Annotated in this window: 20 protein-coding genes; 11 read left to right on the top strand and 9 right to left on the bottom strand. The window is 60.1% G+C overall.

The genetic code is table 11. From position 1 onward, the window contains the following. Window positions 1-114: 114 nt before the first annotated feature. Window positions 115-1,131, bottom strand: coding sequence for an AraC family transcriptional regulator (locus UIA24_RS20730; protein WP_330523786.1), 1,017 nt, complete (start codon window positions 1,129-1,131; stop codon window positions 115-117). Between the two features lie 70 nt (window positions 1,132-1,201). Next, window positions 1,202-2,065 carry a LysR substrate-binding domain-containing protein gene (locus UIA24_RS20725; RefSeq protein ID WP_065759904.1) on the bottom strand — a complete coding sequence of 288 codons (864 nt, stop codon included), beginning with the start codon at window positions 2,063-2,065 and terminating at the stop codon, window positions 1,202-1,204. Window positions 2,066-2,177: 112 nt separating this feature from the next. Between UIA24_RS20725 and UIA24_RS20720 the strand changes: the two genes are divergently transcribed. Both UIA24_RS20720 and phnX read left to right on the top strand, forming a co-directional pair. Next, the gene (locus UIA24_RS20720; RefSeq protein WP_330523785.1) at window positions 2,178-3,287 is read left to right on the top strand and encodes a 2-aminoethylphosphonate--pyruvate transaminase; all 1,110 of its coding nucleotides are present in this window, start codon (window positions 2,178-2,180) and stop codon (window positions 3,285-3,287) included. Between the two features lie 48 nt (window positions 3,288-3,335). Further along, complete coding sequence (phnX, locus tag UIA24_RS20715) at window positions 3,336-4,163, top strand: phosphonoacetaldehyde hydrolase (protein WP_330523784.1); 828 nt, start codon at window positions 3,336-3,338, stop codon at window positions 4,161-4,163. 38 nt (window positions 4,164-4,201) lie between these two features. Here the strand turns inward: phnX and UIA24_RS20710 are convergent, their stop codons facing one another. Next, complete coding sequence (locus tag UIA24_RS20710) at window positions 4,202-4,756, bottom strand: NADPH-dependent FMN reductase (RefSeq protein ID WP_330523783.1); 555 nt, start codon at window positions 4,754-4,756, stop codon at window positions 4,202-4,204. Window positions 4,757-4,903: 147 nt separating this feature from the next. On the opposite strand from UIA24_RS20710, the gene UIA24_RS20705 reads away from it, so the two are divergent. Next, window positions 4,904-5,122 carry a hypothetical protein gene (locus UIA24_RS20705; RefSeq protein WP_065759900.1) on the top strand — a complete coding sequence of 73 codons (219 nt, stop codon included), beginning with the start codon at window positions 4,904-4,906 and terminating at the stop codon, window positions 5,120-5,122. A 6-nt stretch (window positions 5,123-5,128) separates the two neighbouring features. Here the strand turns inward: UIA24_RS20705 and UIA24_RS20700 are convergent, their stop codons facing one another. From UIA24_RS20700 to UIA24_RS20685, 4 genes are all read right to left on the bottom strand, one after another. Then, on the bottom strand, window positions 5,129-7,384 hold the full coding sequence (locus UIA24_RS20700; RefSeq protein ID WP_330523782.1) for an arginine/lysine/ornithine decarboxylase: 2,256 nt from the start codon (window positions 7,382-7,384) through the stop codon (window positions 5,129-5,131). Window positions 7,385-7,469: 85 nt separating this feature from the next. Next, window positions 7,470-8,213, bottom strand: coding sequence for a DNA polymerase III subunit epsilon (dnaQ, locus tag UIA24_RS20695; RefSeq protein ID WP_065759934.1), 744 nt, complete (start codon window positions 8,211-8,213; stop codon window positions 7,470-7,472). A 145-nt stretch (window positions 8,214-8,358) separates the two neighbouring features. After that, a complete protein-coding gene (gene rnhA, locus UIA24_RS20690) occupies window positions 8,359-8,805 on the bottom strand; it encodes a ribonuclease HI (RefSeq protein WP_065759898.1) in 447 nt (148 codons plus the stop codon). A 41-nt stretch (window positions 8,806-8,846) separates the two neighbouring features. Next, the gene (locus tag UIA24_RS20685; RefSeq protein ID WP_065759897.1) at window positions 8,847-9,605 is read right to left on the bottom strand and encodes a methyltransferase domain-containing protein; all 759 of its coding nucleotides are present in this window, start codon (window positions 9,603-9,605) and stop codon (window positions 8,847-8,849) included. A gap of 82 nt (window positions 9,606-9,687) precedes the next feature. Here UIA24_RS20685 and gloB point away from each other — a divergent pair, with 82 nt between their 5' ends. From gloB to fabI, 8 genes are all read left to right on the top strand, one after another. Continuing rightward, window positions 9,688-10,467, top strand: coding sequence for a hydroxyacylglutathione hydrolase (gene gloB, locus UIA24_RS20680; RefSeq protein WP_099775321.1), 780 nt, complete (start codon window positions 9,688-9,690; stop codon window positions 10,465-10,467). 99 nt (window positions 10,468-10,566) lie between these two features. Next, window positions 10,567-11,976: a transglycosylase SLT domain-containing protein gene (locus tag UIA24_RS20675; RefSeq protein ID WP_102051749.1), complete on the top strand. Its 1,410-nt coding sequence runs from the start codon at window positions 10,567-10,569 to the stop codon at window positions 11,974-11,976. A 124-nt stretch (window positions 11,977-12,100) separates the two neighbouring features. After that, window positions 12,101-13,930 (top strand): extracellular solute-binding protein, encoded by a 1,830-nt coding sequence (locus tag UIA24_RS20670; protein ID WP_330523781.1) that lies wholly within the window; start codon window positions 12,101-12,103, stop codon window positions 13,928-13,930. Further along, window positions 13,927-15,777 carry an extracellular solute-binding protein gene (locus UIA24_RS20665; protein ID WP_065761186.1) on the top strand — a complete coding sequence of 617 codons (1,851 nt, stop codon included), beginning with the start codon at window positions 13,927-13,929 and terminating at the stop codon, window positions 15,775-15,777. Before UIA24_RS20670 ends, UIA24_RS20665 begins: the two co-directional genes overlap by 4 nt. Window position 15,778: 1 nt before the next feature. Further along, window positions 15,779-16,852 carry a microcin C ABC transporter permease YejB gene (locus UIA24_RS20660; protein ID WP_099775322.1) on the top strand — a complete coding sequence of 358 codons (1,074 nt, stop codon included), beginning with the start codon at window positions 15,779-15,781 and terminating at the stop codon, window positions 16,850-16,852. Window position 16,853: 1 nt separating this feature from the next. Further along, window positions 16,854-17,873, top strand: a complete 1,020-nt coding sequence (locus UIA24_RS20655) for an ABC transporter permease (RefSeq protein ID WP_102051751.1) — start codon at window positions 16,854-16,856, stop codon at window positions 17,871-17,873. 1 nt (window position 17,874) lies between these two features. Continuing rightward, entirely contained in the window at window positions 17,875-19,485 is a 1,611-nt protein-coding gene (locus tag UIA24_RS20650; RefSeq protein ID WP_065761183.1) for an ABC transporter ATP-binding protein, read from the top strand. A gap of 18 nt (window positions 19,486-19,503) precedes the next feature. Further along, complete coding sequence (gene fabI, locus UIA24_RS20645) at window positions 19,504-20,298, top strand: enoyl-ACP reductase FabI (protein ID WP_099775323.1); 795 nt, start codon at window positions 19,504-19,506, stop codon at window positions 20,296-20,298. A 188-nt stretch (window positions 20,299-20,486) separates the two neighbouring features. On the opposite strand, the gene UIA24_RS20640 is transcribed toward fabI, so the two are convergent. Together UIA24_RS20640 and UIA24_RS20635 are read right to left on the bottom strand one after the other, a co-directional pair. Further along, complete coding sequence (locus UIA24_RS20640) at window positions 20,487-22,358, bottom strand: SurA N-terminal domain-containing protein (RefSeq protein WP_099775324.1); 1,872 nt, start codon at window positions 22,356-22,358, stop codon at window positions 20,487-20,489. Window positions 22,359-22,589: 231 nt separating this feature from the next. Then, entirely contained in the window at window positions 22,590-22,862 is a 273-nt protein-coding gene (locus UIA24_RS20635) for an HU family DNA-binding protein (RefSeq protein WP_065761180.1), read from the bottom strand. Window positions 22,863-22,939 lie beyond the last annotated feature (77 nt).

Genomic DNA, 22,939 nt, shown 5'->3' with positions numbered 1-22,939 from the left:
ACCAGACTCCTCGTTTCTTATTTTTGGAATAAACGAATGATCTGTTGATAGTCGCGCTGGTCACTGCCTGCGGCAATGGTCAAAGCGCGCAATCTGGATGACTGGTTTGGCCACTCAGTCGGTCGGCAGAAGAATCAGGCTGCGGTAGTGCCCTGGGTTACTGCCGGTCCATTTGCGGAATGCCTTGTAGAACGAGCTGGTATCGGCAAACCCCAGGCGCGCGGCAATGTCAGCAAAACTGACGTCGGCTTCGGCCAACCAGGTGATCGCCAGTTCCCGGCGCACACTGTCTTTCAAGCCCTGATAGGTCTGCCCTTCATCGGCCAAGCGCCGCCGTAACGTCGAAGCGGAAATGCACAGGCGCTGGGCCAGGGCTTCGGTCTCTGGCCAGGCAGCAGCGGGCAGCGCGCGCAAGTCGTGGCGAATACGCCGCGCCAGGCTGGCCGGGTCGCGGTACTTGACCAAAATGTTGGCGGGCGCTTCGGCCAGAAAGCGTTGCAACTCATCGACGCTGCGTCTGACGGGAAGATCAAGGCACTCGGCCGCAAAGATCATCCGCGTGCGCGGGCGACCAAACTGCAGGTTCTCGGAAAACATCACCCGGTAGTCGTCGCAGAAGTCCGGCTCGGTACAGCGCAGTTCGATGGCCAGGATCGGAATACGCCGCCCTGCCAGCCAGCAGGCGACACCATGAACGATCATCCAGAAGGTGAAGTAGGTAAACGCCCGACGAGGTGCATCTTCAGGTTCGCCGACCACGATTTCGGCCAGGCTCTGCTGGCGCACCAACACCGGTTGCAGGTGCTCCAGCATCAATGACAGGAAGCTCAGCGCCGACTCCAGCGCGGCGCCCAGCGTGGGCTGCGCCATGGAAGAACGGCACAAAAATGCCAGGCTGCCGCTGCGCAAGCCGCGCGGGTCCATGCAGAAAAACTCATCGTGACAACGTCGCGCCAACAGCCGCCATAGCTGCGCATAGGCACTGGCCGGCACACGGGCATCGAGCTGGCCCAACTGCTGCGGCTCGATGCCGACCCGTTTGAGTACCTCGCTCGTGGCGCTGCCTGCTGCACAACTCTGCAACAGGGCCTCACGCACCAGTTGCATGGAGATCGTGTCTTTCTCCGTCATCGCTTGTACTTCACCTTCCCTTGAGGTTGCCGGTCGACATCTTAGAGCTCCGCCAGCGAAAACGCTCGTTTCAGCCCTGCTGTGCCAGGTCCAGAAATGCCCGTATCAGCCGAAGCTCACGGCGCCGTTCCAGACAACCCAGCATATGCTGGTTGATCAGCCCCGGGCCGGCAATCGGCCGGGCCACGACACGCGGGTCGTGGCTGACTTCAACCGAGGCGACAATGCCGATACCCAGCTCTGCCGCCACGGCTTCGGTCACTGCTTCGCGGCTATCCAGTTCCAGCAGGACCCTGGGCTGCACCTGCGCTTCGCTGCACGCCTGATCAAAGGTGCGCCGGGTAATGGAACTGGGCTCGCGCAGCACCATGATCTGTTTGTCCAACTGATCAATGGGCAACTGCGCAGTACTGGCAGCCCATTCATGCCCGGCCGGAATCAGTGCACAGATATGCGACGGCCCAAGGCTCTGCAAATACAGCCCCTTGCGCGGTTCCACCTCGGTCAGTACCGCCACATCGGCATGTTCGGACAACAACGCCGCAAGGGTTTCCTGAGCATTGCCCAGGCGCAGGTTGACCGTAATGCCCGGGTAGCGGGCGCGCAATTGCGCGAGCATCGGCATGACCCGGTGCGGGCCGTCTGCGGCCACTTCCAGGCGCCCGGTCAGCAACTGCCGGTTGGCTTCAAGCATCGCCTGGGCCTCTTCAGCCAGGCTGAACATGGCACGGGTGATCGCCGCCAGGCGGGTGCCCTCCTCGGTCAGTTCCACCCGGCGCGCCGTACGGCGCAACAAGGTGATCTGGTAATGCTCTTCAAGTGCCTTGATATGCCCGGTGACCGCTGGCTGGCTGATGAACAAGCGATTGGCGGCCCGGGTAAAACTGCCTTCACGGGCCACGGCATCAAAGGCGCGGAGCTGGAACAGGTTCATCAGTATCGGCCCCACTTATAGTTGGCATAACAACAAACAATTTGATTGATGGCGCGCGGAATTGCAACTTAAGCCCCGTACCTTCAGCCCACAGTTTGTGAGGACCACCACCATGAGTACTGCCGCTCCGATCCTGCTGACCCCTGGCCCCCTGACCACTTCGGCCCGTACACGGCAAGCAATGCTGGTGGACTGGGGCTCGTGGGACCGTGACTTCAACCAACTGACCGCCAGCCTGTGCCAACAACTGCTGGCCATCATCAACGGCGCCGGGACACACCATTGCGTTCCCCTGCAAGGCAGCGGCACCTTCGCCGTGGAAGCAGCCATCGGTACCTTGGTACCGCGCGACGGTAAAGTGCTGGTACTGATCAACGGCGCCTACGGCCAGCGCCTGGCAAAAATCTGCAAAGTACTGGGGCGCGCCTACAGCACGTTCGAAACCGCAGAAGACGAGCCGACCACGGCTGCCGATGTCGACCGCCTGCTGCAGGCCGACGCCAGCATCACCCACGTGGCGCTGATTCATTGTGAAACCAGTACCGGCATTCTCAACCCGCTGCCCGACATCGCCCGGGTCGTCGCCAACCACGGCAGGCGCCTGATCATCGATGCCATGAGTTCGTTTGGAGCCTTGCCGATCGACGCCAGCGAAGTGCCCTTCGATGCCTTGATCGCCGCTTCCGGCAAGTGCCTGGAAGGTGTGCCGGGCATGGGCTTCGTATTCGCCAACCAGGCATCGCTGGCCGCTGCCGAAGGCAACTCGCACTCCCTTGCAATGGACCTGCACGATCAACACAGCTACATGGCCAAGACCGGCCAATGGCGCTTCACCCCGCCTACCCACGTGGTCGCGGCCCTGCATGAAGCCCTGCTGCAGTACAACGAGGAAGGTGGCCTGCCCGCTCGTCATCAGCGCTACGCCAGCAACTGCAAAACCCTGCTCGACGGCATGGCCGCCATTGGCCTGCGCAGCTTCCTGCCGGCAGACATCCAGGCACCGATCATCGTCACCTTTCACGCCCCTCGTGATGCACGCTACGCCTTCAAAGACTTCTACGAGCGGGTCAAGGCCAAGGGGTTCATCCTCTACCCTGGCAAGCTCACCCAAGTGGAAACCTTCCGCGTCGGTTGCATCGGCTGTGTTGGCCCGGACGGCATGAGCGCCGCCGTCAACGCCATTGCCGACGTGCTGCGCGAAATGGAAGTGCTGGATATCTGAAGCCGTTTTCAATCCGCCCGATGGCATGACCGATCAAGGAATTCACCGATGAACTACAAAAACCCAACACACCTGCAAGCCGCGATCCTCGACTGGGCCGGCACCGTGGTCGACTTTGGCTCCTTTGCACCTACGCAGATCTTCGTCGAAGCCTTTGCCGAATTCGACGTCGAGGTTTCTATCGAGGAAGCCCGCGGCCCGATGGGCATGGGGAAATGGGACCATATCCGCACCCTCTGCGACCAACCGCAAATTGCCGAGCGCTACCGCAAGGTGTTCGGACGCACACCGACCGATGATGACGTGACCGCCATTTACCAGCGTTTCATGCCGCTGCAGATCGAGAAGATCGCCGTGCATTCGGCACTGATCCCCGGCGCGCTGGAGACCCTCACTGGCCTGCGTCAGAACGGCCTGAAGATCGGCTCGTGCTCGGGCTATCCGAAAGTGGTGATGGACAAGGTGGTCGAACTGGCGGCAAAGAACGGCTATGTTGCCGACCACGTAGTGGCCACCGACGAAACCCCTAATGGACGCCCTTGGCCGGCGCAAGCGCTGGCCAACGTGATTGCCTTGGGCATCGACGACGTCGCTGCATGCGTCAAGGTCGATGACACCGTGCCAGGCATCCTCGAAGGCCGCCGCGCCGGCATGTGGACCGTCGCCCTGGTCTGTTCCGGCAACGCCCTGGGCCTGACCTACGAAGGCTATCGCGCCCTCGACCCGAACACGCTGGAAGCCGAGCGCAAACGCATTCATGCGATGTTCGAAGGTTCGCGCCCGCACTACCTGATCGACACTATCAATGAGTTACCCGGCGTGATCGCTGACATCAACCAGCGTCTGGCCCGAGGTGAGATGCCGCAGGCGGTTTGACTGCGCAGGGCCGGCTCTCGAAAAGAGCCGGCCTCACCTTAACGCTGATGCAACGCGACCCAGCGCGCATAGCTGTCAATGAACCCCTGCAGAAACGGCCGGGTTTTCTCCGAAAGCTTGCCATGTTCATCGAACAGGCTCCCCGCCCCGCCTAAATATGCCTCAGGCTGCTGCATGCAGGGCACGTCGAGGAACACCAGCGACTGGCGCAAATGATGGTTGGCACCAAAGCCCCCCACCGCACCCGGCGACACACTGATTACCGCACCCGGCTTGCCGCTCCAGGCACTTTGGCCGTAGGGCCGTGAACCCACATCAATGGCGTTTTTCAGCACACCTGGAACCGAACGGTTGTACTCAGGTGTCACAAACAACAGTGCATCGCTGTTGCGAATCTGCTCACGAAAAGCCGTATAGGCAGCGGGTGGCGTGCCATCAATGTCTTCGTTGTACAGCGCCAGCCCGCCAATTTCGACAATACTCAATTTGAGACTGGGGGGCGCCAACTCGGCAAGCGCGCGAGCGACCTTGCGATTCAAGGACTCCTTACGCAGGCTGCCCACCAGCACCGCAACTGAATAGACCGGACTCATAGCGCTCTCCAACCTGAAAAACATAGGGAATTTTAGGTATAGACGATCAGTGCAGCTCCTCAGTTTTTTTCTACACTGGCAAAACTCCCCGCAGTTACAGCGGTCTATGGCTGACAGCGCATTTTTATTTCAGAGGTTGCACGTTAAATGACAGCAGTACTGGTCGGACAATTTCATGCACGGGATGCTGAAGGACGTATCTACCCTGTACATGAGTTCCAGGAATCTACCCTGCAGGCCGATGGAACTGCCGCCTCGCTCCCCGTTACCACCTACCGCCTGGCGATCGGTGACCGGGTCAACCACCTGGGTGAAGACCGTTTTGAACTGGTGCAGAGCGGTGTGGAGATCATCCGCATCCCCTGAGCCCATTCAGGGCGTAATGCAATCGACGGTATAGACCCGCCCCTGGGCGGTGTCTTCATGCTGCAGCCCATGCACGTCCGCGACAAAGCCGGGAAAACCGGTGTCGAAAGCCCGCGCGAAGGCCAGGTAGTCGATGATTGAGCGTGTCGCCTCGGTGAAGCGCTCACCCGGCATGATCAAGGGTATGCCCGGCGGGTACGGCACCAACATCACGGCGGCAATACGCCCGATCAATTGGTCGATGGGCACCGCCTCGACCTCCCCCCTGATCAGTTTGTCGTAGGCGTCGGCCGGTTTCATGACCACCTCCGGCAACCGGGTATACAAACGTTTGAGTTGCTTGGCCGTGGCATTGCTGCGGTAACAGTCGTGCAACTGGTCACACAGGTCACGCAGGCCCAACCGCTGGTAACGCGACGGGGCCAGGTTTGCCACGCACGGCAGGCTTTCGAGCAAGTCGGTATTGGCGTCGTAGTTGCGCTTGAACTCCAGCAGCTCGGTCAGCAAGGTGCTCCACTTGCCCTTGGTAATACCCATGGAAAACAGCACCAGGAAGGAATAGAGCCCGGTCTTTTCCACCACCAGCCCTCGCTCCCAGAGAAACTTGCTGACCACGGCCGCCGGAATCCCGTGCTCGCCCAGCGCACCGTCCGCAGTCAGGCCCGGCATGACCAGCGTGACCTTGATCGGATCGAGCAGCACATAGTCATCGGCCACCTCGCCAAACCCGTGCCATGCGGCCTGCGGCTGCAGCAGCCAGTCAGCAGTAGCCACCGCCCGCGCACCTTCGACCCGTGGTGGTTGCCAGACACTGAACCACCAGTCATCGGCGGCGATATGCGTGCGCAGGTTGGCCAGGGCCCGCCTGAAGCTCAACGCTTCATCGAACATTTCCTGTAGCAAAGAACGCCCGGCCGGGCCTTCCATCATCGCCGACGCCACGTCGAGCGACGCCAGGATGCTGTATTGCGGCGACGTGGAAATATGCATCATGAACGCTTCGTTGAAACGGTCTCGGTCCAACTGCCGAGCCCCGCCATCCTGCACATGGATCATCGAAGCCTGGCTGAAGGCTGCCAGCAATTTGTGGGTCGAATGGGTGCTGAACACCAGCGGGCTGTCCGCACTGCGTGACGTTCCCATGGCGAAACGCCCGGCGAAAAACTCATGAAACGCCGCATAGGCATACCAGGCTTCGTCGAAGTGCAGCACCTCGACACTGTTGCCGAGCATCTGCTTGATCAGCTCGGCGTTGTAGCACAGGCCGTCATAGGTCGAGTTGGTCACCACGGCCATTCTCACCTTCGGCGCGCGGCCCTTCGCCAGCGGGTTGGCCTCGATCTTGGCCTGAATCGACTCGCGGCTGAACTCACTCAGCGGGATCGGCCCGATGATGCCCAGTTCATTGCGCTCAGGGCACAGATACAAAGGGATTGCACCGGTCATGATAATCGCGTGCAACACTGACTTGTGACAGTTGCGGTCAACCAGCACCAGATCATCGCGAGCGACCATCGCATGCCAGACAATCTTGTTGGCCGTAGAGGTGCCGTTGATCACAAAGAAGGTGTGGTCCGCACCGAAGTTGCGCGCGGCCCGCGCTTCGGCGTCAGCCAGTGGCCCGGTGTGATCGAGCAGCGAGCCAAGTTCCGGCACCGACACCGATAGATCCGAGCGCAAGGTGTTTTCACCGAAAAACTGGTGGAACGCCTGGCCCACCGGGCTTTTGCGATACGCCACGCCGCCGCCGTGACCCGGCGTATGCCAGGAGTAGTTGGACTGCGCAGTGTGTTGCACCAATGCCTTGAAGAACGGCGGCAACAGCCCGTCCAGGTAATTGTGCGCAGCCCGTGCCACCTGCCGGGCCAAAAACGGCACCGTGTCTTCAAAAAGGTAGAGGATACCGCGCAGCTGGTTCAGCTCGCTCATGGCATCCGCCGGCGCATTTTCCAGTGTCACTTGCTCGCCCAAGGCAAAGATCGGCAGGTGTGGCGCACGCAGCCGCGCCAGGCGAATGAGCTCGACCATGTTCTGCAGAAGGTGAGTATTCTCCCCGGCGCCCTCGGCAGCGATCAGCATGCACGCCAGGCCATGGTGAGTGGACGCCACCAAACGTCCTTCGGCGTAATCCACTGCCGAAAGGATCGCAAAGCCGTCTTGCGTCAGCTCCTGGGCAATGGCGCGTACGCGCTCGCCAGCAACCGTATCAGCCTTGATATCGCGGTGAACGATCAGAACGGGAAACTTAAGATCCTTGTACATGCGCCAACCCACCCCGGAAACGACAGGCCCGAAGAGCCTTTCACTTCACAGGTTAGAAGGTTGCCGCCAGTGTGCAGGAACGACTTCAGTTCGCCTCGTTCATCTGTTGCCACAACGACGGGCCACCCGCGGACTTGGCGATCGCTTCCAGGCGGGCAAGATGGGCTTCAAGCTCGCTGGCGTTAGCCCGAATGATTCGTCCAGGCTGACGATCAGCCGGCAACCGACGAATTTCGCTGCCCTGAATGCTGTTGCCGTTACTGTCTTCAGCACCGTCGGCAGCCAACGAAAGGCTGGTCTGCCCGCCGGTCATGGCCAGGTAGACGTCTGCCAGCAACTCGGAGTCGAGCAACGCGCCGTGCAAGTCGCGGCCGGAGTTGTCGATACCGTAGCGTTTGCACAAGGCATCAAGGCTGTTGCGCTGCCCCGGATGACGTTCCCGCGCCATCATCAGGGTGTCGAGCACGTCGCAGTATTGGGTGATGTCAGTGCGGTCGGCGTAACCGGCCAAGGCGAATTCGTTGTTGATGAAACCAACGTCGAACGCCGCGTTATGGATGATCAGCCGCGCACCCTTGATGTATTCATAGAATTCATCGGCGACTTCGGCAAAGCGCGGTTTGCCAATCAGGAACGCATCGGTGATGCCGTGAACGCCGATAGCGCCCTCGTCACTCTCCCGATCCGGTTGCAGGTAAACGTGGAAGTTGCGGCCCGTCAGACGCCGACCAATCACCTCGACACAACCGATCTCGATGATCCGGTGACCGTCGGTAACCGGCATACCGGTGGTTTCGGTATCCAGCACTACCGACCTGTTGTTATGCATCTCCACGCCGGTGATCTCCTGCCGCGCACATCTAGAAAACCGCACCCCGTCGCTGATCCGGCCAAGCCGACAGTGACAGGGTGCTCAATTGGGAAAGCCGGGAATTCTACCTCAGCTCCCAGGCATTTGCCGGACCGATTTACGCTCAGCGCAGACCGCGCACTTCGTCGACACCGCGGTTGGCCAACTGGTCGGCACGCTCGTTGCCGTCATGGCCAGTGTGGCCGCGCACCCACTTCCAGGTCACCTGGTGCCGACCGACCTGTTCGTCAAGCTGCTGCCACAGGTCGGCATTCTTCACCGGTTGCTTGGCAGCGGTTTTCCACCCGCGTTTCTTCCAATTGACCATCCACTCGTTAATGCCCTTCATGACATATTCCGAGTCGGTGACCAACAACACTTCGCAACTGCGCTTGAGGGCTTCCAGCGCACGGATGGCGGCCATCAACTCCATACGGTTGTTGGTCGTCTCGCGCTCGCCCCCCCACAACTCCTTTTCCACACCCTTGCAAATCAGCAGGGCGCCCCAGCCACCGGGGCCAGGGTTACCCTTGCAGGCACCATCGGTGTAGATCTCGACGCTTTCGCTCATGTACAGCCTTTTTCATCAGTAATTGCCCCGAGCCTGCACGCTCAGGGTTCGGAATTGCGTCGGTTGACCTTGGCCATCGGGAGGGGCAGCAACTTGCCCATGGGTTCGCGACGCTCCTGGCGCAGCGGCCGCAGGCCAACCACCATTTTGCGCGCTACCAACAGGTAGACACCACCGCCGACACCCTGCCATCGGCCGGCCAAGCGCTCCCAGCCTTCCAGGCGCTGTTGCCAGGCGGCGGAAGCGAGCGGCGGACGATAGCACCCGAAGCGGCGTTTCTCCAGCGCGAAGCCCAGCAGGTTCAACCAGTCGCCGACGCGAGAGGGCGAGATGCAGCGCGCCTTGCGCAAGGCATCATGGGCAAAGAAATGACGCACTCCCCAGGTACTCCAGGGGTTGATACCGACGATCAATAAATGCCCACCAGGGCGCACGCTGCTGGCGGCCTCGCGCAGCAGGCCGTGCGGCGAAAGGCTGAAGTCCAACCCATGCTGCAGCACGACCACATCAGCGGCGTGCTCACTCAACGGCCAGGCCTGCTCTTCACAGACAATCTCCACCCCTGGCAACGGCGCGCCCAGGCGCACATTGCGCTGCACTTGCGGCGCATTGGGCGGAGCCTCGGCACAAGGGCCGTAATGCACCAGGTAGCCACCGAAGTAACGCCCCAGTTCCTCCTCCAGCAGCCGCTGCTCTTCTTTGAGCAACAACTGCCCCAATGGCCCGCCGAACCAGTCTCTCGCCAAACTGATCAGCTCAAGCCAGTCCGGATCAGCCTGAGCGAACGCTTTGTCGGTCATAGCCCTCTCCCGCTTGCCGGGTTCTCGTGGAACCCCATAGCCTCTAAGATGCACCAATGTCCCACGCTTGGCGAATCGCACCATGATACAGATCGATGCCCTGCCCGCTTTCTCCGATAATTACATCTGGCTGTTGCAGGACCCTGCCAGCCGCCGTTGTGCGGTCGTCGATCCGGGGGACGCCGGCCCCGTGCTCACCTGGCTCGACCATCACCCTGGCTGGCAGTTGAGCGACATTCTGATCACCCACCACCACCACGATCATGTCGGCGGCATCGAAACGCTAAAGGCGACCACCGGCGCCCGGGTGTGCGGCCCGGCTACAGAGCCAATCCCGGCCCGCGACCTGGCCCTGAACGACAACGACCGCCTGCACGTGCTGGGCCTGACGTTCCAGGTGCTGGCAGTGCCCGGTCATACACTGGGGCATATTGCTTATTACAGTAGCCAGACACCAACACCGCTACTGTTCAGCGGCGACACGCTATTCGCCGCAGGCTGCGGTCGCCTGTTCGAAGGCACTGCCGAGCAAATGCACCAGTCACTGCAACGCCTGGCAGCCCTGCCAGCCGAGACGCTGGTCTATTGCACACATGAATACACCCTGAGCAACCTGCGCTTTGCCTGTGCGGTGGAACCACAAAATCCGCATATTGCCCAACGCTTCGCCGACGTTACCCAGTTTCGCGCACACGATCGCATCACATTACCCTCCACGCTGGCACTGGAGAAGCTGACGAACCCCTTTTTGCGCACCGGCGAAACATCCGTTAAAGAAAAAGTGGACGAACGGAATGGCACCCCAAGCGCCTCTCCAAGTACTGTTTTTGCTGGCTTAAGGGCTTGGAAAGATACGTTCTAAGCAGACGCGGCTGGGCACCAAAAGTTCTGAGAGGTTGACCACCCCCCGGCTGCTTTCTAGAATCGCCCGACATTTTTGCCAGGAACTTACTTCCAGCCAATGTCGTCCCTTAGCCGCAGAACCCTCAATTCCGTCACCCTGACGCGCGTCGCACAAGCTGTCGCGCTGGCTCTGACCGCCACGCTCGTGGGCTGCCAGAGCACCAGTCATATGGGTGACTCCGAGAGCGTTCGCGCGCACAACTACCAGGCCCGACTGAAGCAAAAACCGGTCTTCATCCACGACAAGCCTGCACAACAGGCACCGGATGATGTCTGGGAGCGCATGCGTCAGGGCTTCAAGTTGCAGGACGATATCGGAGTCAACCCGCGCATCGAGCAACAGCGCCTGTGGTTTGCCAGTAACCCTTCGCACCTGGAAACGGTCGGTGACCGCGGCAGCCTGTACATGCATTACATCGTCGAGCGTCTTGAAGAGCGCGACATGCCGCTGGAACTGGCACTGCTACCCGCGATCGAGAGCGCCTACAACCCCCTGGCGTATTCACGCGCCCATGCGGTCGGCCTATGGCAGTTCATCCCCTCGACCGGGCGGCACTTCAACCTGCGCCAAACGCGTTTCTATGATGGTCGGCGCGACATTACCGCGTCGACCAACGCAGCGCTGGACTACCTGTCACGCCTGCACGACATGTTCAACGGCGACTGGCTGCTGGCACTGGCGGCCTACAACGCCGGCGAAGGCACCGTGAGCCGCGCCATTGAGCGTAACGAACGTCTCGGCCTGCCGACCGACTACTGGAACCTGCCGCTCCCCAAGGAAACCCGCGACTACGTGCCCAAGCTGCTGGCACTCTCGCAAGTTGTGCTGACACCACAGGCTTACGGCGTAAACCTCAACCCGATTGCCAATGAACCCTACTTCGAGGCCATCGAGATCAAGGACCGCCTGGACCTTTCGCGCGTGGCGGCCCTGGCCGAAATCGACGAAGACGAGATGTATCAGCTCAACCCGGCCTTCAAGAAACGCATGACGGTCGATGGCCCACAGCAACTGCTGGTCCCCACGGCCAAAGCGCAACTGCTCACGACCAGCCTGTCGAACATGAAGCCCGAAGAGCTGCTCAGCTTGCAGCCCAAGCCGGCCGTGTTCAAAGCCGCATTGGCCGAAGAGGAACCCAGCACAGCGGGTACCGCACGTAGCTACCGGGTCAAACGGGGGGACAACCTCGCCAGCATTGCCAAAGCCAACCGCGTCAGCGTCAACGATCTGCAACGCTGGAACAAGCTTTCCGGGCGCAACGTCAAGGTCGGCCAGACCCTTGCCTTGCGCGACACCAAAGGTGCCGTGAAGCAACGCTCCACCCAGTACAAGGTGCGCAAAGGTGACTCGCTGTACATGGTCGCCAAACGCTTCAACGTCGAAATGCAGCACCTCAAACGCTGGAATCCGAGCACCGCGCACGCACTCAAACCAGGCCAGACACTGACCGTCTATCTGCCTCATTGAGGCCGCACGGCACATCAACTCGGTGCCGCGCCGCCCCTGTGCGACCCGGTACTCTTTTTCCTGTCGATACAAGCTGTTACTGTAGCCAGACCAAAGCCCAAGCCGCCTGGAATGGATCCCCGACTTGATACGCCCCCTCCTGCTGTCAATCAGCCTGGCCTTGAGCTTTCCTGCGGGCGCAACAATCATCGAAAGCCATGGTTACGCCCAGTTTGGCACGCTCAAGTATCCAGCCAAGTTCACCCATTTTGACTGGGTCAATCCGCAAGCGCCCAAGGGCGGTACGTTGCGGGCCATGGCCTTTGGCACATTCGATACGCTCAACCCCTATACCTTCAAGGGCAGCAGCCCGGTAACCACGCCGAACTTCCTGCAGTATGGCGTGAGCGAGCTGAACGAAACCCTCATGGTCGGCACCGGCCAGTACGATCCTTCCGGCGATGAGCCGACGTCCAGCTACGGCTTGATCGCCCGCTCGGTCGAGTACAGCGAGGACCGTAGCTGGGTGGTGTTCAACTTGCGTCCTGAAGCGCGCTTCCACGACGGCGTCCCGATTACCGCGACAGACGTCGCGTTTTCCTATCGCACGCTTCTCAAGGAAGGCCATCCGCTTTACCGCACCAACCTGCAGGAAGTACAACGGGTCGACATCCTCAGCCCTCAGCGGATTCGCTTCGTGTTCAAACGCGCTGGCAATCCACTGTTGATCCTGCGCCTGGGCGAGATGCCGGTACTGCCGCAGCACTACTGGAAAACACGCGATTTCAAGGCCACGACCTTCGAACCGCCCTTGGGCAGCGGACCGTACCGCATTGTTCAGGTACAGCCCGGCAGAAGCCTGGTGTTCGAGCGCGTCAGTAACTATTGGGGCAAGGACCTGGCGGTCAATCGTGGCAAGTACAACTTCGACCGGGTTGAGTTCGAGTTCTACCGCGACAGCGATGTTGCGTTTGAAGCCTTCAAGGCGGGCGAATTCGACATCTATATCGAACACCAGGCGAAGAACTGGGCCAATGGCTATACCTTCCCTGCCGTACGTCGCGGCGAGGTGATCAAGGCGCAGATCCCGCACCAGATTCCAACCCAGACCCAAGGCCTGTTCATGAACAGCCGCCGGGCGACCTTTGCCGACACCCGGGTTCGCCAGGCGCTGGGCCTGATGCTGGATTTCGAATGGACCAACCGCACCCTGTTCAGTAGCGCCTACCAGCGCGCGACCAGTTTCTACCCAAACAGCGAGTTCAGCGCCACTGGCTTGCCTGTCGGGCAAGAATGGCTAATGCTTTCGCCCTACCGCAACCAACTGCCGCCAGAGCTGTTCACCCAGCCGTTCAAGGTCAGCAGCACCGAAGGCCGGGGCATTGGCCGGGATACCTTGCGCCAGGCCCTGACACTGCTCAACCAGGCGGGCTGGAAACTGAGCGGACAACGCCTGCTCAACGCCAAGGGGCAACCCTTGAAACTGGAGATCCTGCTGGTCAATCCAAACCTGGAGCGGATTCTGCAACCTTATGTCGAAAATCTGGCGAGCATCGGGATCGATGCACGCTTGCGCACCGTTGACCGCGCCCAGTACAAACAGCGGCTGGACCAGTTCGATTTCGACATGATTCTGATGACGCTCAACCAGACCCTCAGCCCGGGTCTTGAACAGTGGCAGTATTTCCATTCAAGCCAGGCCGCGGTCAAAGGCAGCAAAAACTATGCAGGGGTCAAGGACCCGGTGGTCGACCACTTGCTGGAGGTACTGCTCGCCGCAAAAAGCCGGGACGAGCAGGTTGCGGCCACTCGCGCACTGGACCGGGTACTGCTCTGGCAGCACTACATGATTCCCAACTGGTACCTGAACAATCACCGCCTGGCCTACCGCAATCGGTTCGCCTTCGTCGCCACACCGCCCTATACCCTGGGCCTTAACAGTTGGTGGCTCAAGCCTTCGGAGAATGCCCAATGACGCCATTGCCCGGCTTTCGCATACTGGCTGGCCTGTTGCTTGCTGGCCTCAGCCTGCAGACCCTGGCCGCGCCGCAACATGCGCTGACCCTGTACAACGAAGCGCCGAAGTACCCAGCCAACTTCAAGCACTTTGATTACGTCAACCCGGACGCGCCCAAGGGCGGCACCTTCCGCCAGAATGGCTTCGGCAGCTTCGACAGCCTAAACCCATTCATCAACAAGGGCGTCTCGGCGGACAACCTCGACCTGATCTACGACACCCTGGCCCGCGCCAGCCTGGACGAACCGTTCAGCGAATACGGCTTGCTGGCACAACAGATCGAAAAGGCCCCGGACAACAGCTGGGTGCGCTTCTACCTGCGCCCGGAAGCCCGCTTCCACGACGGCCACCCAGTACGCGCCGAGGACGTGGTGTTCACCTTCAACATGCTGATCAAGCACGGCGCCCCACTTTACCGCGGCTACTATGCCGACGTTGCGGAAGTGGTCGCCGAAGATCCGCTGCGGGTGCTGTTCAAGTTCAAGCACAACAACAACCGCGAGCTGCCGCTGATTCTCGGGCAGATCGCCGTATTGCCCAAACACTGGTGGGAAGGTCGTGACTTCACCAAGGGCAACCTGGAAATCCCGCTGGGCAGCGGGCCTTACACCATCGCCGAGGTCAAGCCCGGGCGCTCAATTCGCTACGTGCGCGACAAGAACTACTGGGGCAAGGACCTGCCGGTCAACCGCGGCTTCTACAACTTCGACCAGATGACGGTCGATTACTACCGAGACAACACCGTCGCCCTGCAGGCACTCAAGGCAGGGCAGTTCGATTATTGGCTGGAAAGCAGCGCCAAAAACTGGGCAACGGCCTACGACACCCCAGCGGTACGCGAAGGTCGCCTGATCCGTGAAGAAATCCCCAACGGCCTGCCCACCGGCATGCAAGGCTTCGTCTTCAACCTGCGTCGTCCTGTGTTCCAGGATGTGCGGGTACGGGAAGCCCTGAGCCTGCTGCTGGACTTCGAGTGGACCAACAAGCAGTTGTTCAACGGCGCTTATACCCGCACCGGCAGCTACTTTGAAAACTCCGAGATGGCTGCCCGTGGCCTGCCTGATGCCGCCGAACTGAAGATCCTTGAACCCCTGCGCGGCAAGGTTCCCGAGCAGGTCTTCACCCAGGCCTTCGCCAACCCGGTCACCGATGGCAGCGGCATGATTCGTGAACAGCAGCGCAAGGCCTACAAGCTGCTGCAGGAGGCCGGCTGGAGCATCAAGGATGACAAGATGGTCGATGCCCAGGGCAAACCGCTGAAAATCGAATTTCTGCTGGCCCAGACCGAGTTCGAACGTGTCCTGTTGCCCTACAAACGCAACCTGGCCGACCTTGGTATCGATCTGACCCTTCGCCGGGTGGACGTTGCCGAATACGTCAACCGCCTGCGCTCACGTGACTTCGACATGATCGTCAGCGGCTTCCCGCAATCCAACTCCCCGGGCAACGAGCAGCGTGAGTATTGGCAAAGCGCCAGTGCCGACAACCCGGGCAGCCGCAATTTCATGGGCCTGAAAGACCCCGCCGTGGATTCGCTGGTGGAATCGCTGATCAACGCCGAATCGCGGCAAGACCTGATCGCCCATACCCGCGCACTCGACCGCGTATTGCTATGGGGTTACTACGTGGTACCCAACTGGCACATCAAAACCTGGCGCGTGGCCTACTGGAACCATATCGGCCATCCGCAAACCCCGCCCAAGTTCGACATTGGCATCAACACCTGGTGGATCAAACCCAGTACTACCCCTGTGATGCCCGTAGCAGCACCGACCGAGACTGCATCGACGAGCGGAGCACACTAGTATGCTGGCCTATACCCTACGCCGCCTGCTGCTGATTATCCCGACCCTGCTGGGCATCCTGGTCATCAACTTCATCATCATCCAGGCCGCCCCCGGCGGCCCGGTAGAGCAGATGATCGCCAAACTCGAAGGTTTCGAGGGCGCCACCAGCCGGATTGCCGGCGGCGGCGCCGAAGTGTCGGTAGCCGGTTCCAACTACCGCGGCGCGCAAGGCCTGGACCCGGCCCTGATCAAGGAAATCGAGCGCATGTACGGCTTCGACAAGTCGGCGCCGGAACGCCTGTGGATCATGATCAAGAACTATGCCCGGCTCGATTTCGGCGAAAGCTTCTTCCGCGATGCCAAGGTCATCGACCTTATCGCAGAAAAGCTCCCGGTCTCGATTTCCCTGGGGCTGTGGAGCACCCTGATCATGTACCTGGTCTCGATCCCCCTGGGTATCGCCAAGGCTACCCGCCACGGCAGCCATTTCGACGTCTGGACCAGTTCGGCGATCATCATCGGCTACGCAATCCCGGCGTTCCTGTTTGCCATTCTGCTGATCGTACTGTTCGCAGGGGGCAGCTACTTCGACTGGTTCCCGCTGCGCGGCCTGACGTCGAACAACTTCGATGAACTGAGCACCACCGGCAAGATCCTCGACTACTTCTGGCACCTGGTACTACCGGTGACCGCACTGGTAATCGGCAACTTCGCGACCATGACCCTGCTGACCAAGAACAGCTTCCTTGACGAGATCAACAAGCAGTATGTGATCACCGCCAAGGCCAAGGGCCTGAGCAATAACCGTGTGCTTTACGGGCATGTGTTCCGCAATGCCATGCTGCTGGTGATTGCCGGCTTCCCTTCGGCTTTCATCGGCATTTTCTTCACTGGCTCGCTGTTGGTGGAGGTGATTTTCTCGCTCGACGGCCTGGGCCTGATGAGCTTCGAGGCAGCCATCAACCGTGACTACCCGGTGGTGTTCGGCACGCTGTTCATCTTCACCTTGCTGGGGCTGGTCGTGAAACTGATCGGCGACCTGACCTACACCCTGGTCGACCCACGTATCGACTTTGAAAGCCGGGAGCAATGAGATGAAACTGTCACCGCTCAATCGCCGGCGTTTTGAACGCTTCAAAGCCAACCGCCGTGGCTGGTGGTCGCTCTGGCTGTTCCTGATCCTGTTCGGCCTGAGCCTGGGCGCGGAACTGATCGCCAACGATAAACCCCTCGCCGTGCGCTACGACGGCCAATGGTACTTCCCGGCGGTCAAACGCTACCCGGAAACCACCTTTGGCGGCGAGTTTCCGCTGGAGCCCAACTACAAGAGCCCGTACATCCGCGAACTGCTGGCCGCCAAGGACAGCTGGGTACTCTGGGCGCCCATTCCTTTCAGCTACCAGAGCATCAACTATGACCTGAAAGTCCCCGCCCCCGCGCCACCCTCGGCACAAAACTGGCTGGGCACCGACGACCAGGGGCGCGATGTGCTGGCGCGGGTAATCTATGGCTTTCGGATCTCGGTGCTGTTCGCACTGACCCTGACAATCCTGAGCTCGATCATCGGCGTGATCAGCGGCGCCCTGCAGGGTTTCTATGGTGGCTGGGTAGACCTGGCCGGGCAGCGCTTCCTGGAGATCTGGTCAGGCTTGCCAGTGCTTTACCTGCTGATCATCCTGGCCAGTTTCGTGCAGCCGAACTTCTGGTGGCTACTGGGCATCATGCTGTTGTTTTCCTGGATGAGCCTGGTCGACGTGGTGCGTGCCGAATTCCTGCGCGGGCGCAATCTGGAATACGTGCGTGCGGCGCGAGCCCTCGGCATGCAAAATGGCGCGATCATGTTCCGGCATATCCTGCCCAACGCCATGGTCTCGACCATGACCTTCATGCCCTTCATTCTCACCGGCGCAATCGGCACCCTGACCGCACTGGACTTCCTCGGCTTCGGCCTGCCGCCTGGCGCTCCATCGCTGGGTGAACTGGTCGCACAGGGCAAGTCCAACCTGCAAGCACCATGGCTGGGTATCAGTGCGTTTGCGGTACTGGCGCTGATGCTTAGCCTGCTGGTGTTCATCGGTGAATCCGCCCGCGATGCCTTCGACCCGAGGAAATAAGATGAATCAGGACAATTTGATCGAAGTCCGCGACCTTTCCGTCGAATTCGTCGTCGGCGACCAGATACAACGGGCCGTCGAACATATAAGTTTCGATATTCGCCGCGGCGAGACGCTGGCCCTGGTGGGCGAAAGCGGCTCAGGCAAATCGGTGACGGCTCACTCGATCCTGCGCCTGCTGCCCTACCCGATCGCCCGCCACCCCTCCGGCAGCATCCACTATGAGCAACGCGACCTGCTGAAACTGGACGAAAAGCAAATGCGCCACATCCGTGGCAACCGCATTGCGATGATCTTCCAGGAACCGATGACCTCGCTGAACCCGCTGCACACCATCGAAAAGCAGATCAACGAAGTACTGCTGCTGCACAAAGGCCTGACGGGTAAAGCCGCCACCGAGCGCACCCTGGAGTTGCTGGACCTGGTGGGAATTCCCGAACCGGTCAAACGCCTCAAGGCACTCCCGCACGAACTCTCTGGTGGCCAACGTCAACGGGTAATGATCGCCATGGCCCTGGCCAACGAGCCGGAGTTGCTAATCGCCGACGAACCGACCACAGCGCTGGACGTGACCGTCCAACTGAAAATTCTCAACCTGCTCAGGGAGCTGCAGTCGCGGCTGGGCATGGCCATGCTGCTGATCAGCCATGATTTGAACCTGGTAAAAAGAATTGCACATCGCGTATGTGTCATGCAGCGCGGTTGCATCGTCGAACAAGCGTCGTGCAACGAATTGTTCAGTGCTCCACAGCATCCGTATACCCAGATGCTGCTGGGCGCAGAGCCCAGTGGGCAGCCTGCGAACAACCCGATCGGCAAGCCGCTACTGGAGGTCGAAGACCTGCGTGTGTGGTTCCCGATCAAAAAAGGCCTGATGCGACGAACAGTCGATTACGTCAAGGCGGTGGACGGCATCAATTTCAGCCTGCCTCAGGGCCAAACCCTGGGGATTGTTGGCGAGAGTGGCTCCGGAAAGTCCACGCTGGGTTTGGCGATTCTGCGGTTGCTGCACAGCCAAGGTGCCATACGTTTTCAAGGAAAGGCGCTAGACTGCCTTTCTCAGCAACAGGTTCGGCCGTTCCGACGGCAGATGCAAGTGGTCTTCCAGGACCCTTTCGGCAGCCTCAGCCCACGTATGTGCGTGAGCGATATCGTCGGTGAGGGCCTGCGCATCCATCGGATTGGCACGGCAGCAGAACAGGAACAGGCGATCATAGAGGCACTCAAGGAGGTAGGGCTGGATCCGGAAACCCGGCACCGCTACCCTCACGAGTTCTCTGGAGGCCAGCGACAACGAATTGCCATTGCCCGGGCATTGGTATTGAAACCGGCACTGATACTGCTGGACGAGCCCACTTCGGCGCTCGACCGGACCGTTCAGCGCCAAGTGGTGGAGCTGCTGCGTTCGCTGCAGACCAAGTACAACCTGACCTACTTGTTTATCAGCCATGACCTGGCGGTGATCAAGGCGCTAAGCCACCAACTGATCGTGGTCAAGCAGGGCCAGGTGGTTGAACAAGGTCCGGCGGCAAGCATTTTCGCTGCACCGCAACATACTTATACACAGCAGCTGCTGGAAGCGGCCTTTTTGGCCCCAACAGCTGTCGATTAACCTGAAGAGGAACAACACATGGGTTTTCTCGCCGGTAAGCGCGTACTGATCGTCGGTGTCGCAAGCAAACTGTCCATCGCATCCGGTATTGCTGCCGCCATGCATCGCGAGGGCGCAGAACTTGCCTTCACCTACCAGAACGAAAAGCTCAAGGGCCGCGTCGAAGAGTTCGCCGCTGGCTGGGGCTCCAGCCCTGAGCTGTGCTTCCCCTGTGACGTTGCCAGCGACGAAGAGATCGCCAAGGTCTTCGAGGAACTGAGCAAGAAGTGGGACGGCCTGGATTGCATCGTGCACTCGGTTGGCTTCGCCCCGGGCGACCAACTGGATGGCGACTTCACCGAGGTCACCACCCGCGAAGGTTTCCGCATCGCCCACGACATCAGCGCCTACAGCTTCGTCGCCCTGGCCAAGGCCGGTCGCGAAATGATGAAAGGCCGTAATGGCAGCCTGCTGACCCTGTCCTACCTGGGCGCAGAGCGCACCATGCCGAACTACAACGTCATGGGCATGGCCAAGGCCAGCCTGGAAGCCGGCGTACGCTACCTGGCCGGCAGCCTGGGCCCAGAGGGCACCCGCGTGAACGCCGTTTCCGCTGGCCCGATCCGTACACTGGCTGCCTCCGGCATCAAGAGCTTCCGCAAGATGCTGGCTGCCAACGAAGCACAGACCCCACTGCGTCGTAACGTCACCATCGAGGAAGTCGGCAACGCTGGCGCCTTCCTCTGCTCCGACCTGGCGTCGGGCATCAGCGGCGAAATCATGTACGTAGACGGCGGCTTCAACACCACCGCCATGGGCGATCTCTCCGAGTAAGCCACAGCCGTAGTTGCAAACAAACCCCCGCTTTTTAGCGGGGGTTTGTATTTGTGGGCCAACGATACAGACGCCAAGCCTGCATCCCACAGGAAGCTGTAGGCCGTGGCACTTGCCCCAAACAAAAGCCCCTGGCCTTTCGGTCAGGGGCTTTGTCGGTTGCCGTTGCTGCTCTAGAGGAACGTCACTCAGTAGCGAGTGATATCCGCCTTGGCTTCCAACTGCTTGCGGTAGGCTGCAAAGTCTTGCTGGCCAGCACGCGACGCCAGGAAGCGACGGTAGGCCGACTTCTCTTCGTCAGTGGCCGCAGAACCTTCGTTGACGCCATCCAGACGCAGTACAACGAAGCTGCCATCGGCCAGGCTGACACTACCGAAGAGCGGCTTGTCCTTGGCTTCAGGCTTGCCCATGCGGAACAGGGCTTGCAGCTCTACAGGATCAATACCGTCCTGATTACGCGTCACTGCTTCCTGTACCTTCCAGCTCTGGCCCTCATACGCCGCTGTCGGCGCGATCTTGCCGTCACGCAGGCCGGCAATCAGGGCTTCGCCTTTAGCCTTCACAGCAGCACTGGCGTGCTCCTTGGCCAGGTGCTTGCGAATGCTGTCGGCGACCGCTTCCAGCGGCAGCTGGGCCGGCTTGCGATGCTCTTTGACGCGAATGACCACGACCGTTTCAGGGTCCAGCTCGATGGACGAACTGTTAGCGCCCTCTTCCATGACTTCAGGGCTGAACGCCGCCTGAATAACAGCACGGTTAGCCGTCACGCCTTCGCCACCTTCACGACCGAAAGGCTCGGACGTCTTGACCTTCAAGCCCAGCTCCTGAGCTGGCTGGCTAAGGTCGGAGGCCTCGAATGCGGAGTCAACCAGTTGCTTGGTCGCCTCGACAAAGCGCTGCTCGACCTGCTGCGTCTTCAACTCTCGCGTCAGCTTGTCTTTCAGGCTGGCGAAACTTGGCACCTCAGGTGCTTGCACACCCAACAGCTTGATCAGGTGAAAGCCGTAGTCGGTACGAACCGGGGCCGACACTTGATCCTTGTCCAGCGCGTACAGCGCCTCTTCGAAAGCCGGGTCGTAAACGCCCTGACCCGCAAAGCCGAGGTCACCGCCATTGCTGGCCGAGCCCGGGTCCTGCGAAAACTCCTTGGCCAGCGCGGCAAAGTCTTCACCTTTGGCCAGGCGCTGTTGAATCTCTTCGATACGAGCCTTGGCCTGCGCTTCATTCACCTTGTCGTTGACTTCGATGAGGATGTGCGCGGCATGACGCTGCTCGGCGAGGCCGGAAATTTCTTTCTCATACAGCGCCTGAAGCTCATCTTCATTGACACTGACCTGATCGAAGAACGCGGACTTCTTCAGCTCCAGGTAGTCGATGACCACTTGATCCGGGCTCATGAACTCCTTGGCGTGCGCGTCGTAGTGAGCCTTGATCTCGTCGTCGCTCACCTTGCTCGCAGCAACATCTGCCTTGAAGGTGATGGAGGCGAAGTCACGGGTCTGTTTTTCCAGACGGGCGAATGCTTCAACCTGCGAGTCGGTCACAAAACCGCTTCCGGCAAGGCCGGTACGCAGTTGGCCAATGAGCATTTCCTGCGCCAGCATTTCGCGGAACTGCAGACGGCCGTAACCCATCTGCCGAATGACCTGGTCGAAGCGCTCGGCACTGAACTTGCCGTCAACCTGGAACTCCGGCGTCTGCAGGATCAGTTGATCCAGCGCCGCTTCGGAGAACGCGAACTTGGCATCGTGGGCCCCTTGAAGCAGCAATTTGCGATCGATCAGCCCCTTGAGTGCCGCTTCGCGCAACATGTTTTCATCCAACAGGGAGGCGTCAAAATCCTTGCCCAACTGTTGCATCAGCTGACGACGTTGCATGTCGACCGCTTGGCTCAGCTCGTTCTGGCTAATGGCATCGCCATTGACCTTGGCAGCGTCCTGGCTGTGGCTGGTGGCCTGGAAGATGGCATCGACGCCGGTCAGCGCCATCAAGGCTACGATGACACCGATGATGGTCTTGGCAATCCAACCTTGTGAATTGTCCCTGATATTCTGCAGCATGCGTCCCCCAGAAACGGTTGTACTGATAAAGCAACCGTGGAGCGTGGGTAGAGTCCTGATAGAAGAAAGGCGCATCCGAGGATGCGCCTTCTCGTAGCTGGCGAAGCGGTCGAAAGCCGGATATCTAAGCTTTCGGAGGAGACGCCTCTCGAGAGGCTTGCCCCCTTTGCGCTTCGCTGTCGAACCAGGCCATGGCCTTATTCGACGAGGCGTAAGCCCGAAAGAAGCGACTTAGTTGACGGCTTCTTTCAGTGCTTTACCAGCTTTGAAGCCTGGCTTCTTGGCAGCAGGGATTTCCAGAGTCTTACCGGTTTGCGGGTTACGGCCGGTACGCGCAGGACGGTCGGTCACGGAGAACGTGCCGAAGCCTACCAGTACAACCGAGTCACCTGCCTTCAGGGCGCCGGTGACGGAGTCGATTACTGCATCCAGCGCACGGCCAGCTACAGCTTTCGGGATGTCAGCAGATGCAGCGATAGCGTCAATCAGTTCCGACTTGTTCACTCTAAGTCCCCTTATATCTCTATTGAGTTTGTTTCTAAGTATGTAATCAAAGCAAAACGATGCTGGGTGGCCAGTTG

Origin of the sequence: Pseudomonas sp. AL 58, from assembly GCF_036348395.1 — a bacterium.
In the GTDB taxonomy this organism is placed as follows: domain Bacteria; phylum Pseudomonadota; class Gammaproteobacteria; order Pseudomonadales; family Pseudomonadaceae; genus Aquipseudomonas; species Aquipseudomonas defluvii.
The sequence above is the reverse complement of the archived record's forward strand: the minus strand, read 5'-3'. Positions and strand labels throughout refer to the sequence as shown.